Source organism: Flavobacterium sp. S87F.05.LMB.W.Kidney.N (assembly GCF_004366435.1).
Taxonomy (GTDB): Bacteria; Bacteroidota; Bacteroidia; order Flavobacteriales; family Flavobacteriaceae; genus Flavobacterium.
In genome coordinates this window covers 357,641-374,026 of the sequence record NZ_SODX01000002.1, presented here as the reverse complement: position 1 = coordinate 374,026, position 16,386 = coordinate 357,641, and the positions used below count along the sequence as shown (strand labels likewise).

11 protein-coding genes are annotated in these 16,386 nt (G+C 33.7%); 5 read left to right on the top strand and 6 right to left on the bottom strand.

Features of this window, described 5'->3' with window-relative positions:
- The first annotated feature begins 91 nt into the window (after positions 1 to 91).
- Both EDB96_RS07415 and purL read left to right on the top strand, forming a co-directional pair.
- Positions 92 to 1,936, top strand: a complete 1,845-nt coding sequence (locus EDB96_RS07415; protein WP_134139953.1) for an endonuclease — start codon at positions 92 to 94, stop codon at positions 1,934 to 1,936.
- A 394-nt stretch (positions 1,937 to 2,330) separates the two neighbouring features.
- Complete coding sequence (purL, locus tag EDB96_RS07410; protein ID WP_134139952.1) at positions 2,331 to 5,984, top strand: phosphoribosylformylglycinamidine synthase; 3,654 nt, start codon at positions 2,331 to 2,333, stop codon at positions 5,982 to 5,984.
- Positions 5,985 to 6,205: 221 nt separating this feature from the next.
- Here purL and EDB96_RS07405 read toward each other — a convergent pair whose 3' ends face one another.
- Positions 6,206 to 6,487, bottom strand: a complete 282-nt coding sequence (locus EDB96_RS07405; RefSeq protein WP_128414959.1) for a hypothetical protein — start codon at positions 6,485 to 6,487, stop codon at positions 6,206 to 6,208.
- Between the two features lie 243 nt (positions 6,488 to 6,730).
- On the opposite strand from EDB96_RS07405, the gene EDB96_RS07400 reads away from it, so the two are divergent.
- The 3 genes from EDB96_RS07400 (at position 6,731) to EDB96_RS07390 (ending at position 11,668) form a co-directional block, all read left to right on the top strand.
- Complete coding sequence (locus tag EDB96_RS07400) at positions 6,731 to 9,142, top strand: TonB-dependent receptor domain-containing protein (RefSeq protein ID WP_134139950.1); 2,412 nt, start codon at positions 6,731 to 6,733, stop codon at positions 9,140 to 9,142.
- A gap of 134 nt (positions 9,143 to 9,276) precedes the next feature.
- Entirely contained in the window at positions 9,277 to 9,711 is a 435-nt protein-coding gene (locus EDB96_RS07395) for a hypothetical protein (RefSeq protein WP_057116672.1), read from the top strand.
- 178 nt (positions 9,712 to 9,889) lie between these two features.
- Positions 9,890 to 11,668 carry an AMP-dependent synthetase/ligase gene (locus EDB96_RS07390; RefSeq protein WP_057116673.1) on the top strand — a complete coding sequence of 593 codons (1,779 nt, stop codon included), beginning with the start codon at positions 9,890 to 9,892 and terminating at the stop codon, positions 11,666 to 11,668.
- 55 nt (positions 11,669 to 11,723) lie between these two features.
- Here EDB96_RS07390 and EDB96_RS07385 read toward each other — a convergent pair whose 3' ends face one another.
- From EDB96_RS07385 to EDB96_RS07365, 5 genes are all read right to left on the bottom strand, one after another.
- Positions 11,724 to 12,269, bottom strand: coding sequence for a 3'-5' exonuclease (locus EDB96_RS07385; protein ID WP_134139949.1), 546 nt, complete (start codon positions 12,267 to 12,269; stop codon positions 11,724 to 11,726).
- Positions 12,270 to 12,399: 130 nt separating this feature from the next.
- Complete coding sequence (locus EDB96_RS07380) at positions 12,400 to 12,903, bottom strand: hypothetical protein (protein WP_134139948.1); 504 nt, start codon at positions 12,901 to 12,903, stop codon at positions 12,400 to 12,402.
- Between the two features lie 1,277 nt (positions 12,904 to 14,180).
- Positions 14,181 to 14,450, bottom strand: coding sequence for a hypothetical protein (locus EDB96_RS07375; protein ID WP_134139947.1), 270 nt, complete (start codon positions 14,448 to 14,450; stop codon positions 14,181 to 14,183).
- Positions 14,451 to 14,719: 269 nt separating this feature from the next.
- A complete protein-coding gene (locus EDB96_RS07370; RefSeq protein WP_134139946.1) occupies positions 14,720 to 15,778 on the bottom strand; it encodes a DNA polymerase beta superfamily protein in 1,059 nt (352 codons plus the stop codon).
- Positions 15,779 to 15,793: 15 nt separating this feature from the next.
- Positions 15,794 to 16,363, bottom strand: a complete 570-nt coding sequence (locus tag EDB96_RS07365; protein ID WP_057116679.1) for a peptidylprolyl isomerase — start codon at positions 16,361 to 16,363, stop codon at positions 15,794 to 15,796.
- Positions 16,364 to 16,386 lie beyond the last annotated feature (23 nt).

Sequence of the window (16,386 nt, the reverse complement as noted above, 5' to 3'; positions counted from 1 at the left end):
AAAGTAGTAGATTTGTTACAATACATTTTTAAACTTCTAAAAATCAGATTTTTAAAATGCATTTATTAACCCAAATCTTAACTATTAATTTATGAAAAAAAACTACTTTTTATTCTTATTGATGTTTACCGCTGTTGGTTTTGCTCAAATTCCATCCGGCTACTACAACACGGCAACTGGCACAGGTTATACCTTAAAAACTCAATTGTACAACATTATCAAAGGACATACTGATAACGGTTATGCAGGTTTATACACAACCTACCAAACATCTGATGTTGACAATTTTTACGAAAACGACGGAACAGTTTTAGATATGTATTCTGAAAATCCATCAGGAACAGATCCTTACAGCTACAGTACTGGAAGCACGCAAAGATGCGGCAGCTATTCTGTAGAAGGCGATTGTTATAACAGAGAACACATTATTCCGCAATCTGTTTTTAATGAGCAGTCTCCAATGGTAGCCGATGCGCATTTTATTACTCCTACAGATGGAAAAGTAAATGGAATACGTTCTAATTACCCGCACGGAACGGTAAGCTCTGTGACGTACACTTCTCAAAACGGAAGTAAATTAGGATCAAGTTCAGTATCTGGATATTCAGGGACTGTATTTGAACCTATCAATGCCTTTAAAGGTGATATTGCTAGAATGTATTTTTACTTTGCAACAAGATATGAAAATACAGTTGCAGGTTATTCATATGCTATGTTTGATGGTTCAAGCAATAAAGTTTTTACAACTGCTTTTCTAAATACTTTATTAGCCTGGCATGCTCAAGATCCTGTTAGTGCAAGAGAAATTGCTAGAAATAATGCTATTTATGCACGTCAAGGCAATAGAAATCCATACATAGACCATCCAGAATATGTAAATCAAATTTGGGGCGGAACATCTTCTACAGATACTCAAGCGCCAACTGCACCTGCGAGTTTGGCTTCAACATCAAAAACTGCAACTTCAATTACACTTGCTTGGAATACCTCTTCAGATAATGTTGGAGTTACAGGTTATGATGTTTACGCCAACAGTGCTTTAAAAACAACTGTTACTGGGTTAACAGCAACAATTACTGGATTAACAGCTTCTACCACTTATTCTATTTATGTAAAAGCAAAAGATGCAGCTGGAAACACTTCTGCTTCAAGCAATACAATTTCAGTTACAACCAACAGCAGCGGAACTGGAACAGCAACCGACTTGCTTTTCTCTGAATACATTGAAGGTTCTGGAAACAACAAAGCGTTGGAAATTGCCAATAATACAGGTAGTTCGGTTAGTTTAGCTGCTTATACAATCAAAAAACAAACTAATGGTGCTGGTTCTTGGAGCACAGGTTTGGCTTTAACGGGAACATTAACAACTGGAAGTAAATTTGTAATTGTAAACAGCTCTATTTCTTCAAGCTGTTTTTCTACAAGTTCAGCCAATATTTCGACAACGGCAACCGAATTGACTTTTAACGGAAATGACGCTGTAGGTTTATTCAAAAACGGAGTACTAATTGATATCATTGGAACTTTTAATGGCGGAACAGCTAATTTTGCTATTGATGTTACTTTAAGAAGAAAATCTACTGTGACTTCTCCAAGTACAACTTTCAATTTAAGCTCACAATGGGATTCTTATACAACCGACACGTGCGGCAACTTAGCAAGCAAACAAGCGCTGCCAATTGAAGAGGAAATTGCTGAAACATCAGAGGATATTGTTATTTTTCCAAATCCTTCAGATGGAAATTTCAATGTTGGTTTAAACAATTTTGAATCTCCTTATTCGATAGAGATTATTTCTTTTACTGGACAAAAAGTGTTTAAAAAACAAAATAGTACAGATGCTGTAATTACCGCAGGGAATCTTCCAAAAGGAATTTATCTAGTTAAAATTGTCAAAGACTCTAAAACTATTATTGAAAAGATAATTATTAACTAAGTCAGAAAACTATATTTTCACGCAGATTTTACAAAATTAAACCTGTTTAATCACTAAAATCTGCGTGAAATAATATACTTCGCAGAACTTTTTCACTTTATAAACTGAAAAAAATCCGCAAAATTTGCAAAATCTACGAAAAACAAAAGGTTTGGTAATTTTGGATTTTTCGCAGCTCAAAAATTGCCGTCATTTTCATAATCTTCTTGAAATAAAAACCTTTGCAAAAGACTTTGATTCAAAAAAAGTTTATGACTTTGCATCCATTGTGGTTAAACGAAATCTGCCAGAAAAAAGCAGTTTTATATTTTTTCTAAAGACTTTGTTATCAAATTTGCGCTTACTATTTATTTAAACTAAATTTGCAGCTCAATACAACAAACTACACATCACAATGATCCATTTCTTTGAAAACCAAAGCAAAACTGTTTTTGCCGTACAAACGCAAAACGAAATTTCAGCTCAAGACATTTCAAAATTAAACTGGCTATTTGCCGACTCGAATAAGATCGAAAAATCCGCATTGACGGGTTTTTTTGTTGGTCCACGCGCCACTATGATCACACCTTGGAGCACAAATGCTGTAGAAATCACTCAAAATATGGGTGTTCCGGGCATTATCAGAATTGAAGAATTTCATCCTGCAACGGAAGATTTTACTGATTTTGATCCGATGCTTTTTCAAAAATTCAATGAATTAGATCAAGAGATTTTTACTATCAACATTCAGCCGGAACCAATTCTGGAAATTGATGATATTGCAGCTTACAACAAAGTTGAAGGTTTAGCTTTAAGCGAAGAAGAAGTAGATTACTTAAATAATCTTGCTTCAAAACTAGGAAGAAAATTAACTGATTCTGAGATTTTTGCTTTCTCTCAAGCCAATTCAGAACACTGCCGCCACAAAATTTTCAACGGAACATTTGTGATTGATGGTGAAGAAAAAGAGACTTCTCTTTTCAAATTAATCAAAAAAACATCTCAGGAAAATCCTAACGATATTGTGTCTGCTTACAAAGACAACGTTGCTTTTGTAAAAGGACCAAAAGTGCAGCAGTTTGCACCAAAATCTGCCGACAAACCTGATTTTTATGAAATAAAAGAATTTGATTCTGTTATCTCATTAAAAGCAGAAACACACAATTTCCCAACAACAGTTGAGCCTTTCAACGGAGCTGCAACAGGTTCTGGAGGAGAAATCCGTGACCGTTTAGCTGGAGGACAAGGTTCATTACCATTAGCAGGAACTGCAGTTTACATGACTTCATATTCTCGTTTGAACGATGACAGAAAATGGGAAAATGCTGTTGAAGAAAGAAAATGGTTGTATCAAACCCCAATGGATATTTTGATCAAAGCTTCAAACGGAGCTTCTGATTTTGGAAATAAATTTGGGCAGCCACTTATTACAGGTTCTGTTTTAACTTTTGAACATTCAGAAAACGACCGTAAAATTGGTTACGATAAAGTAATCATGCAGGCGGGAGGAATTGGATACGGAAAACTGGATCAATCCATTAAAAAGAAACCACAAGAAGGCGATAAAATTGTAATTCTTGGTGGAGAAAATTATAGAATCGGAATGGGTGGTGCTGCGGTTTCATCTGCAGATACTGGCGCTTTTGGTTCAGGAATCGAATTGAATGCGATTCAGCGTTCTAACCCTGAAATGCAAAAACGTGCAGCCAATGCCATTCGTGGTTTAGTAGAAAGCGACAATAACCCAATTGTTTCTATTCACGATCACGGTGCAGGTGGACACTTAAACTGTCTTTCGGAATTGGTTGAAGAAACTGGAGGTTTGATCGATTTAGACAAATTGCCAGTTGGAGATCCAACACTTTCTGCAAAAGAAATTATTGGTAACGAATCTCAGGAAAGAATGGGATTGGTTATTGGTCAAAAAGATATTGATACGTTGCAAAGAATTGCCGACAGAGAGCGTTCGCCAATGTATCAGGTTGGAGATGTAACGGGAGATCACCGTTTTACTTTCCAATCACACTCAAATGGTTCAAAACCGATGGATTATGCTTTAGAAGATTTCTTCGGAAGTTCTCCAAAAACGGTTATGACAGATAAAACTATCGATAGAAAATATGCTGACGTTTCGTATTCAGCAAATGATTTCGAAAGTTATTTAAAAGACGTTTTACGTTTAGAAGCTGTTGCCTCAAAAGACTGGTTAACAAACAAAGTGGACCGTTGTGTGGGCGGAAAAGTGGCTAAACAGCAAAATGCAGGTCCATTACAATTGCCTTTGAATAATGTTGGAGTTATGGCTTTGGATTATTTAGGTAAAGAAGGAATTGCCACTTCTATTGGACACGCTCCTATTGCAGCTTTGATTGATCCGGTTGCGGGTTCTAGAAATGCTATTGCAGAATCGTTATCAAACATTATCTGGGCACCAATTAAAGATGGTTTAAAAGGAATTTCACTTTCTGCAAACTGGATGTGGGCTTGTAAAAACGAAGGTGAAGACGCTCGTTTATATGCCGCTGTTGAAGGTTGTTCAGATTTTGCAATCGAATTGGGAATCAACATTCCGACAGGAAAAGATTCACTTTCGATGAAACAAAAATATCCAAACGACGAAGTAATCGCGCCGGGAACGGTTATTATTTCAGCAGGTGGAAACTGTACAGACATTAGAAAAGTAGTGGAGCCAGTTTTACAGAAAAACGGAGATTCTATTTATTATATCAATTTGTCTCAAGATGATTTCAAATTAGGAGGTTCATCTTTTGCACAAATTAGAAACTCAATCGGAAACGAAACTTCTACTATTAAAGACGCTTCTTTCTTCAAAAATGCATTTAATACCATTCAGGAATTAATCGGCGAAAGCCAGATTTTAGCAGGTCACGATATCGGAAGCGGTGGTTTAATTACTACTTTATTAGAATTGTGTTTTGCTGATGTGAATCTTGGAGCAAAAATTGATTTCTCAGCATTCGCGGAAAAAGACTTATTAAAAATCCTTTTCGCAGAAAACATCGGAATCGTTTTCCAAGCTAAATCAGATGCAGCTGTCGAAGCTAAATTAAACGCGAATAATATCGAATTCTTCAAAATTGGTTCAGTTCAAGAAACTGCCACTTTAGAATTTGCAGATTACAAATTGGATATTCCAACTTACAGAGATGTTTGGTTCGAGACTTCTTATTTATTAGATCAAAAACAATCTAAAAACGGAAGAGCTCAGGCACGTTTTGAAAACTATAAAAATCAGGTTTTAAATTATACTTTCCCTGCACACTTTACAGGAAAAAAACCAGAAATCGACAATTCTAAACCAAGACCAAAAGCAGCAATTATCCGCGAGAAAGGAAGTAATTCTGAGCGTGAAATGGCAAATGCTATGTACTTAGCCGGCTTTGATGTAAAAGACGTTCACATGACTGATTTAATTTCTGGTCGTGAAACTTTAGAAGACATTCAGTTTATTGGTGCAGTTGGAGGATTCTCTAACTCAGATGTTTTAGGTTCTGCTAAAGGCTGGGCTGGAGCTTTCTTATACAACGAAAAAGCAAAAACAGCTTTGGATAATTTCTTCAAAAGAGAAGATACCTTATCTGTCGGAATTTGTAACGGATGCCAGTTGTTTATGGAATTGGAAGTGATTAATCCAGAGCATGAAGTTCACGGAAAAATGCTTCATAACGAAAGCCAGAAACACGAAAGTATCTTTACTTCTGTAAAAGTTCAGGAAAACAATTCGGTTATGTTATCGACATTGGCTGGAAGTACTTTAGGAGTTTGGGTTTCTCACGGAGAAGGTAAATTCAAATTGCCTTATGCAGAAGATCAATACAACATTGTTTCTAAATACGCTTACGAAGGTTATCCTGCAAACCCTAACGGTTCTGATTATAACACCGCAATGATGTGTGACAAAACTGGAAGACATTTGGTTATGATGCCTCATATTGAGCGTTCGACTTTCCAATGGAACTGGGCGCATTATCCAAAAGACAGAAATGACGATGTTTCGCCTTGGCATGAAGCTTTTGTTAATGCCAGAAAATGGATTGAGAAAAACTAAAAAATATATTTTAAAAGCGCCCGAATTTATCGGGCGTTTTTTTTTATAGCCACGAATTACACGAATTTCCACTAATTAATTATTAGTCTAAAAAATAGCAACAGATTAAGGATAGAAGGATTTTTATTCATCGCTCATCCTAATAAATTGAAACTAATTCGTGCAATTCGCGGCAAAAAAACCTCGGCACTATCCCCAAATAAGCCGAAGCATTTCATATTTCATTCCTTAAAAGCTGATGCAATTCCGGTAACAATATTCGCTGTTCCAAAGGCAAATAATCCAGAAGCAATTGCGGCTTGTCCAGAGAAAAATTGACTTTCGCGAATTACAGCACTAAAAATTGTTCCGCCAGCCAGTCCGGCAATTAAACCTAAACCAATTGTCGAAATAATCCACCAAGGTTCTGGTTCAGGAATTGGCGGTTTTTTCAAAAATCTTCTCCACCAGCCCGGATATTTAGTTCCGCACCAGCCCATCGCTAAGAAAAAAGCAGTTTCCATAATATTAGTTTTTATGTGTTGCCTACTCGTTTGCTTTTCGGCTTCCGCATTTTGACGGGATAAAAGTAGGATTAGAAATTTTTAAAAAGTCAATGAAATTTCCTGTTTTTAAAAGGGGAAAAACACCTTTTTTTTAAAATTTGGAGTTTCATTAAGGAACCATTAGTCTATACTAAGACTAACTTAATAATATCTTAAGATGCTTTCTTCTTTGGTATTTCAGTTGATAAATAACTTTGCGGTATGAAAAAATGGAAACAAAATTTAGCTGCCGCAATTATCTTATTTGCCTTAAGCCAATATTCTTTTAGCCAAAAAACAAATGCTATAAATGGAACTATTTCAGATGGAAAAGCTCCAATCGAATTTGTCGACGTAGTTTTAAAACCAGTTACTGATACAACCAAAACTGCAGCTTATGCCGTTACTGATGCTTCTGGAAAATTCATTATTGAAAATATAAATCCTGCCGATTATGTTTTAAAATTTAGATTAATTGGTTTTAAAACAGCTAGTCAGAAAATAAAATATTCAGGTTCTTCTATTGCTCTCGGAAATATCGTTTTACAGGAAGATGCCAATTTATTGAACACAGTTGTTGTAAAATCAGAAAAAAAGCAAATTGAGAAAACGGCCGAAGGTTTTGTATTTAATGCCGTTTCTAATATTTCTCAATCAGGCGGAACTGCAATTGATATGCTAAAAAACATTCCGACTGTGGCTGTTGATGCAGATGATGCTATTTCGTTAAGAGGAAAAACACCATTGATTTTAATTAACGGAAAAAATTCTGCTATTACCAATATGAATCAGATTCCAGCAAGCAGTATCGAAAGTATTGAAATTATTACAAGTCCAACTGCAAAATACGATGCTAGTGCAGAGAGCGGTATTATTAACATAAAACTCAAGAAAAATAATTCAAACGGAATAAACGGTGCAGCGGTTCTAGGAAGCGGTTTTGGTGCAAAAGGCAGAATTAATAGTTCGGTTCTTTTAAATCATAAAACTGATAAATGGAATGTGGGTCTTGCCTATGACAATCGTTTTGCTGGAAGAACTAAAAGAATAAAAGGTGAAAGAACGAATTATTTTATTGATGATGAACATTTTATCAATCAAAATAGAAGCGACCAGCGAACTGAAGGTTTGCAAAATTTAAAGTTTAATGTAGATTTTTCTCCAAATGAAAGAAATACTTTTTCGTTTGAAGCACTCGGAAACATTGAAAATCAAGATAATGATGAAACATTAAGAACAGCTATTTTTAAGAGTTCAAATGAATTTTACTCTAGTAACAAACGTCATTCGTTAGAATTAGAGCGTTCAAAAGTCGCAGAATTTGCTTTTAATTATGATCGAAAATTTTCTGATGATAGAAAAAGTTTAAACGCCAACATTACGACTTCGTTTAATTTTGATAGAGAAAACACCGATATTGATACTGATAATTATGATGAAAATCAGATACAAATTGGCGACACTTTTTGGCAGAGAACTCATAATTACGAAAAAGAAAATATCTCAAATGCCATTTTAAATTACGCATTCCCTATTTCAGAAAAAACTATTATTGAAACTGGGTATAAAGGAACTTTTAGATTCTTTAATTCTGATTTTCAAAGTGCTGATGAAATTAATAACGAATACGTAATTAATCCGCTAGCCAGTAATATTTTTGATTTTAATGAGCAAATAAATGCTGTGTACGGACTTTTAAATTCTTATTCAGGTTCTAAAGAGAATCCGAAATGGAAATACAATTTAGGTTTACGCGCAGAAAATGTTTCAAACAATGGAGCAACACAAAACAATAGTGACCGCTTTAATAATGATTATTTAAAACTTTTTCCTTCGGGATCAATTCAATTAAATTTAAAATCGGATGAGTCTTTAAAATTCGGCTACAGCAAACGTATTAATCGTCCAGATTTAGATGATTTGAATCCGTTTATAGATATTACAGATGCATTGAATCCGCATGGAGGAAATCCGTATTTGAAACCAGAAATTATTCATATTGTCGAATTGCATTATAATAAAGAGTGGAATAATTCTTCTCTTTCTGGAAATGCTTTTTATAGAAATGCCAATAATACGATTAGACAATATGCCATTTTACAAGACAACGGAGTGGTTTTATTACAGCCTCAAAACATAGGAAACACCGTTACTTACGGACTCGAAACGATTTTCAGTTTTAAACCGCTTTCTTTTTATGATGCCAATATTAGTTTAACCGCTTTTGAACAAAATATCAATGCCGATAATTTAGCACAAGTTCAAGATATTGTCAGCAGCGCTTTCAGCTGGTACGGAAAAATGATTAATAATTTTACGCCTTGGAAGGGCGGAAAACTTCAGGTTATTGGCAACTATAATTCTGCCGTTGCAACTCCGCAGGGAAAACGAATTCCGATTTACAATGTAGATATGGGTTTTCAGCAGAAATTAGGAAAAGGAAATGCCAGATTGGGTTTGGTAGTTACTGATATGCTTAACACTTTAGAAAGCGGTTATAAAAACAGCACTTTATTGTTTAGAAACAATAGAACTTCTAAATCTGATACTCGAGCTTTGATGCTGACTTTTGCTTATACTTTTAAATCTGATTTTAAAGAAAAATTACTCGAAAATCAGTTTTCTACAGAGTAAAAAACTGACCAAAAATAAATAATTTCATTCTTGTATTTTTAAGCTTCCATTCTATTAAAAAAATGGATTATATTCGCTCAGAAAAAAATCAGCCGCTAGATTTTTTAAGCCCAAAAACATTAAACCTACATAGAATGAAATTTTTAAAATTACTTTTTATTTTCAGCTTATTTTTTGCTGCCACAACATCACATTCACAAGTTCACGTAGATCAAATTACGCACAATTCTAAAGATCGTTTTATTACTACTACAATCAATTATCCTGTTTCTGGAACTTATGCGCCAATTGGACAAAAGCAGCCTATTACGGTTTTAAATCCAGACGGAACTGGTTTTATTCAGGCTGATGATTTGAGCAAACAAAAGATCAATTGGGGAATTGAGTGCACAGAAGAAGGAGTTCCTGTTTTTAAAGAAGGCTTTAATAGCGCCTCTTACACCTTTTGGTACAGACCAAATGATAGTGAAGAATGGTATTACTCGCAATTCTCGATTCATTTTGCCAAGAAAAAAATGTTCTTAATGGGAGAGCGAGTTAAAGAATATGAAGATTACAATGTTCAATAATCTGTAAAAAATAGTCCTGCTATTAAATTTTTCTTGGTTTTTATGAAAGTTTACTACAAAAAAGAAAACGTTTTCGTTGAATTTTGATAGTCTCTATAAATTTTCCCATAAAATTTCATAAAATAAAAAATTATACCTAAATTTTATTTAATTTGCAGTAAAATTCAATATATTAAACATGGTTTCAATCACACGCCTTTTTGATTTTCCCTATTATCAACAAGAAACTTACAACCTCCCAGTTGCTCTTGCAACCAAAAAAAATGGAGTCTGGGAAAAAACATCTAGCCAGGAATATATTGCAAAAGCAAATGCTGTTTCAAGAGCATTATTGCGCATGGGCGTTAAGAAAGATGATAAAATTGCCTTAATTACTTCAAATAATAGAACCGAGTGGAATATCATGGATATTGGTATTTTGCAGACCGGTGCTCAGAATGTTCCTATTTATCCAACTATTGCTGAGGAAGATTACGAATATATTTTAAACCACAGCGGCAGTATTTACTGCTTTGTTTCTGATGATGAAGTATATCAAAAAGTACAGGCTATTAGAGCGAATGTACCAACTTTAAAAGAGGTTTATTCTTTTAATGAAATTCCAGGCTGCAAACATTGGTCTGATTTATTATTAGCAGGAGAAGACGAAAGCAACCAAAACGAAGTTGAAGCTATAAAAGACAGCATTAAAACAGACGATTTAGCGACTATTATTTATACTTCTGGAACGACAGGAAAACCAAAAGGTGTTATGCTTTCGCACAAAAATATTGTTTCAAATGTTTTAGACAGTGCGCCAAGAATTCCTTTTGATGCCGGAAAAAGCACCGCATTAAGCTTCTTACCAATCTGCCATATTTTTGAAAGAATGATTTTGTACATCTATCAATATTATGGTGTTTCGGTTTATTTTGGCGAATCTATTGATAAAATTAGTGATAACTTAAAAGAAGTTCGTCCAACAGTTATTACAGCTGTTCCAAGACTTTTGGAAAAAGTTTACGATAAAATTTATGCTAAAGGTGCTGAATTAACCGGCATTAAGAAAAAACTATTTTTCTGGGCTATTGATTTAGGTTTAAAATATGAGCCATACGGAGCAAACGGATTTTGGTATGAATTCCAATTAAAAATTGCCCGCAAACTTATTTTCAGTAAATGGAAAGAAGGTTTGGGCGGAAACCTGGATTTAATGGTTTCTGGAAGTGCGGCTTTACAGCCTCGTTTAACAAGAGTTTTTGCTGCAGCAGAAATTCCGGTTATGGAAGGTTACGGTTTATCTGAAACTTCTCCGGTAATTGCTGTAAACGATCAAAGAAACAAAGGTTTTAAAATTGGAACGGTTGGAAAACCAATCCGCAATATAGAAGTTAAAATTGCCGAAGACGGAGAAATTCTTTGCAAAGGACCAAACGTAATGTTAGGCTATTTCAAAGATCCCGAAAAAACGGCTGAAGCTTTACAAGACGGTTATTTCCACACAGGAGATATCGGCGAAATTGACAGCGAAGGTTTCTTAAAAATTACCGATCGTAAGAAAGAAATGTTCAAAACTTCTGGAGGTAAATATATTGCACCGCAAATGATCGAAAATGCCATGAAACAATCTCGTTTCATTGAGCAGATTATGGTTGTTGGTGAAGGCGAAAAAATGCCTGCTGCTTTTATTCAGCCAAACTTTGAATTTGTAAAAGAATGGGCTAAAATTCATAAAATTACTTTAGGAAGCACAGATAAAGAAATCAGCGAAAATCCGGAAGTAATTAAACGTATTGATAGCGAAGTGGAAGAAATCAATAAAAAATTCGGACACTGGGAACAAATCAAACGTTTTGAACTTACACCAGATGTTTGGTCGATCGACGGCGGACAATTGACTCCTACGCTGAAATTAAAACGTAAAATCATTAAAGAGATTTATAAAGATCTGTATGCTAAAATTTATGGTCAGAATTAAATCAGAATAATATAACCAAAAAGAAAACGGCTGTCGATAATTTTGACAGCCGTTTTTAATTTTGAAGACACCAACGCAAAATCTTCGCGATGTTTTTGGCATCATCAATACCGCGGTGGTGGGTTCCTTCCAGCGGAATATTCAGTAATTCAAGTGCACCATTCATTCCGGTTGGTTTTACTAATCCAAACTTTTCGGCAAAATGGGTTTTCACATTAATATGTTCATCAGCCATCGGATACGGCACTCCAAACGATTTACACTGCTTTTTAAGCATATTTAAGTCGTACTGACCGTAACTTGCCCAAGTATATAAATCGGGGCTGTATTGGTCGATTAACTGATTCACGGCTTCCTCAAAAAGAACTCCATTTTTATCCAGCAAATCTTGAGTTATAGTGGTTAATTCTGTACAAAACAGACTCACACTCGAACGCTGGGGCCTAATCAAAATCCCTTGATTCTTCGTAATTTCTCCCGTTTGCGTATCTAAAACCGCTAACCCGATTTCGATAATTTCATTTTCCTGTCCTTGTGGGACTGCACTCTGCCAGCATGTGGCTTCTAAATCGATAATAATAATTTTATCTGTTGTTTTCATTTTTTTAATTTTTAAATAATTGTTTTTTTTAACCGCTAAGAACGCTAAGATTAATTTCACGCAGATTTATCAGATTTTGTATAATCTTTTTAATCCTTTATCCCGATAGCTATCGGGAGTGGCTAGAAACTTAGAAGAACATGCTTTTAAAATCTAGAAAGAAACTTCTTTTCTTAGACTTTTTTTCATGCTTCTCTTTTTTCGCAGCACCTTTCTTTTTCAAAACTTCTTTAGCTTTCTCCATTCGTTTCACTGGTTTTATTTCCTCAGTTTTAGAATTTTCGTAAAACTTTTTGAAAGGACGCGGTTCGAAATCAACCAAAATTGCCGCCATATTTATAGCATCAATGTTTGACGGATCTGTTTCACCTTTAAAGAAAGTCTCGATAGGTCTAAACTTATCTTTCTTCTCCTTAAACTTATTCTTTTTACTATGATCGAAATCTAAGCCCAATAGATTACTGAAAACATTCAAATCATCTTTTGTTGGGTTATTTTCGAAAATCAGCCAGCACAAATCACGAAGTTGTCCACGAGAAGGTTTGTACAAATAATCAAAGTATTTACCTTCTTTTTCGGTCTCGTATTTTTTTCTAATTGCTTTTTTGTATTTTTCTAATGTATTGTTTTGCATGGTATTTTTTTTTTTTGCAATTCTTGGGAATCTCAGGAAATCGAAGGTTTTTCTGGGAAATCCAATATCACAAAAGTTAAAAGCACCCTTGCTCTACCAGAGAAATATCTCTAAATGATATATATAATCTCCCTAAAATTCACCCTTTCATTCCATAGGTTAATCAGTTTCAAATCCATTTTTTTACTTGAGGCATATGACGACTCGCTAAACTCCACTGTTTCTGTTTGATCACTATGATCCGACCTAAGTCCACTTTTTTGATTCATCCTTAAATTTTTATTATTAAACTAAATTTTTTACGTCGCGACGATTTCTTTACGAACAAATATTACAATCGCCCTGCGCATTTATTTTGCGTACTTCTCTAAGTTTCTATCCCGAAGTTTCGGGACTGAGTTGCTAAGTTTTCAAACCTTTGTACCTCTGTACCTTTGAACCTTTGCACCTCAACAAAAAAAAGCACCCAATTAAAGGTGCTTCATAACAAATACGATATAACTATCTTATTGCCTATATTGATGCACCGACATGTAAAAGTATTCACGCTCCGAAGGCGCGGCTACTAATCCCGGGTTTTGTATGTATAAATTAAAACTCATTTTATTTATTTTTTAATTGTTGTTGTTGTTGTTTTTCTGAAACTCATTGTTTCGATTTTGTCTGGCAAAGATATGATGGAAAAAATCATATTTCCAAATATTTTTTAAGATTATTTTTCTGACTATCAATTAGTTACATCAAAAATTAAGACAAAGAAATTCCTGTCCGCAAACTGGTGCAGATCTCTATTTTACATCAAATGACTGTTACTCATCAGATTACTTTCCAAGACTATATCTCTCTATTTTGATTAATCATTAAACATATTGGTTAATTATTTTTTTAGTTTTTTTTAGTTCTGGTTTGTTTTCTTTATCATTTTGTTGTTCTCTTTTATCACACTGAGCTTCCTGAGACTTCGAGAGAAATGCTTTTAAACAAAAAAAGCGTCCCGAATTAGGACGCTTTTTATATTTTATGATGAGTTACACTCTAAAATTACATTTCACTTTCATAAAAATACATATAGCGTCCTGCCATCTCAGCGGGAAAATCTCCTGCTAAAAGTTCAAAACTTGATTTAATTGAAAGTATCATATGTATTTTTCTGTTTATTAATTACAGATACAAATGTAGTATATTTTAGATTAATTTAACAAAATATACTGAAAATATATTTTTTATAACAAAAGACCCCACAAATACCGATTTGCAGAGTTTTGATTTTTATGTTACTATCTATTACTGGTACAAGCCTTATAAATCTGCTTTTCTGAAAATGGCGATAAAGTTTCTGCCAGATTTCGGCTGGTTCTTAAACAGCTCAGTATTTTTTGCCTTAAATTGATGTCGTCGCCAAACTCTGTATGCATTAAAAGCTCGAAGATTTCCTGCAAATACATGGGTTGTTCTTTGTAATCTCCCTCAAACAATTCGTCTGAAAGGAAATTAATTACGGATGGCACTACATCACGATGTGTTGGTTTTTGATTTTCTTTTGTCATTTTCTGAAAATATTAAACGCACGAAACCCTCATCTTCGGTTGTGACAAAACATTCTTATCGAATGAGATTAGGGCTATCACTAGCTCCAGCAACGTGAATGAGGGCCTCGCTTATGTTAACTTATAAAGTTTCAAAGTTCTCGATTGCCGATAAAATGTTTTGTCGAGAACAAAGATATGAGTTTATTTTAAAAGAAAGAAAAAACTTACTTTTTTTATTGTTGTTTAGATTATAATACTGAATCAAAGTTTGAAAACAAAGATAGAAATTACTGATATAATTGTTCTCTAATTTCAATTAAGCTTTGAAGTACCATATCTTGATCTGGTTTATCAGGAAGATTGGAAGTTAGATAATGACTTTCTATTGAAGCAATTAAATTGTCTGCCATTTCAAGTAAATCATCATATTCTTTATTTCCAGCTTTTATATCTAATAAATCAGCCCGATTTGAAACACGAATATTCAATTTTCCTGTGGAAAGAATTTGTTCAGCAGTTTGCAAAAGGCGAATTGTATGCATCATATTTTTACTGTCATAATTCTTTCCGTGCTGCTGATTCGTGTTATAACGATCATCGTTTCTTTTTTCAATCCAGTTCCAATATTCAGTGTATTCTTTGCAATATTTTGAATAACCATCTTGATTGCAAGACAAATAACCAATCAGCTTTTCGTTTTTTGGAATTGATGAAAGTGAAACTTCATTAGAATTTGTTTTCTGAATAATTCCTTTATAACCTAAAGACTTCTTTTCGTCATAAAACATGGCAAACATTCCTCTTGAATTAGGAAGATTTACTAAACCAATCTGTTCCTGATTCCAATTGTTTTCTTGTAGAAACTCTAATAGTGGAATAGTTTCATAACCCTTTAAAACATAACAAAAATCCAAAAGCCTTTTCTTTTCTTTTGGTAACGGATTTACAATTTTTTTGTTCAAACCTCTTGCCTTTTTTATTTGTGTTACAGCATAACCCGCAAAAGAATCTTTACAGAGTTTCGAAAGAAAATCTTCTATCTTTAATTTCTCCATTAAAGGATGTTTGTATAAAATACAATCATCAGGCGAAGCCAAAATCTCCAAGATATTTGGATTATTTTTAAGCAATAATTCTACAAAACGACCAATTTCATAATAAACCTCATCATTAGTCTCGTTACTAATCTGCGGAATATAATTTAATCCAAAGAATTTTTCTTTAGGAAGATAATAAACACCTTTAATATCTGTATCCGATGTTGGCGTATTTAACCCAAAAGACTTGCTTCCTGAAATAACTTCGAAAAGGATAAGGTTTTGAGATTTTATATCTTGGATAATCATAGATTATTTATTATTTTATTCAGTTAAGCTCAAAATGTAAAGAATTGATTTAGGATAATCATTATAGGTCTTCAAAACAACATAGTACCATTTATTTTCAGGAATATCGACTTCAAACAGATCATTTTTTTTATGATTTTTAATTGCATCTTCAAAAGTCTTATGCATAATTCCTTCATTAAACCATCCTAAATCACCTTTATTAATATTACCATCCATATTGTAAATAACAGCTAGTTCTCCAAACGATTTGCCGTTTTTATACGATTTGATAATCTCTTGCCTTTTTTTATTAATAACATTAACATTTAACTTACTGCCATCTAAATAAATATAACTCACTCTCATTGAAACAATAGATTCTGTTTTTACAATTCGATCTTTATGTATCATATCTTTTTCTAGAAATCTATTTTTATAATAATCGAGACTATCAGTACTAATTTCGAAAGTAGTAATTTCAGCTTTTGGATTCAATTTAACAAAATTCTCTGCCTCTTCAATAGAATTTATTTCTTTTAAACTTTGAGAAGAAACAGTTGTTAAACAAAGAAAACTAATTGGTAATAGTAAATACTTTAACATAACACAATGGATATTTAAAAACA

Excerpts from the sequence above, each read along its gene's own strand:
- EDB96_RS07415 (WP_134139953.1), top strand. The coding sequence starts at position 92 with ATGAAAAAAAACTACTTTTTATTCTTATTGATGTTTACCGCTGTTGGT.
- purL (WP_134139952.1), top strand. The coding sequence starts at position 2,331 with ATGATCCATTTCTTTGAAAACCAAAGCAAAACTGTTTTTGCCGTACAA.
- EDB96_RS07405 (WP_128414959.1), bottom strand. The coding sequence starts at position 6,487 with ATGGAAACTGCTTTTTTCTTAGCGATGGGCTGGTGCGGAACTAAATAT.
- EDB96_RS07400 (WP_134139950.1), top strand. The coding sequence starts at position 6,731 with ATGAAAAAATGGAAACAAAATTTAGCTGCCGCAATTATCTTATTTGCC.
- EDB96_RS07395 (WP_057116672.1), top strand. The coding sequence starts at position 9,277 with ATGAAATTTTTAAAATTACTTTTTATTTTCAGCTTATTTTTTGCTGCC.
- EDB96_RS07390 (WP_057116673.1), top strand. The coding sequence starts at position 9,890 with ATGGTTTCAATCACACGCCTTTTTGATTTTCCCTATTATCAACAAGAA.
- EDB96_RS07385 (WP_134139949.1), bottom strand. The coding sequence starts at position 12,269 with ATGAAAACAACAGATAAAATTATTATTATCGATTTAGAAGCCACATGC.
- EDB96_RS07380 (WP_134139948.1), bottom strand. The coding sequence starts at position 12,903 with ATGCAAAACAATACATTAGAAAAATACAAAAAAGCAATTAGAAAAAAA.
- EDB96_RS07375 (WP_134139947.1), bottom strand. The coding sequence starts at position 14,450 with ATGACAAAAGAAAATCAAAAACCAACACATCGTGATGTAGTGCCATCC.
- EDB96_RS07370 (WP_134139946.1), bottom strand. The coding sequence starts at position 15,778 with ATGATTATCCAAGATATAAAATCTCAAAACCTTATCCTTTTCGAAGTT.
- EDB96_RS07365 (WP_057116679.1), bottom strand. The coding sequence starts at position 16,363 with ATGTTAAAGTATTTACTATTACCAATTAGTTTTCTTTGTTTAACAACT.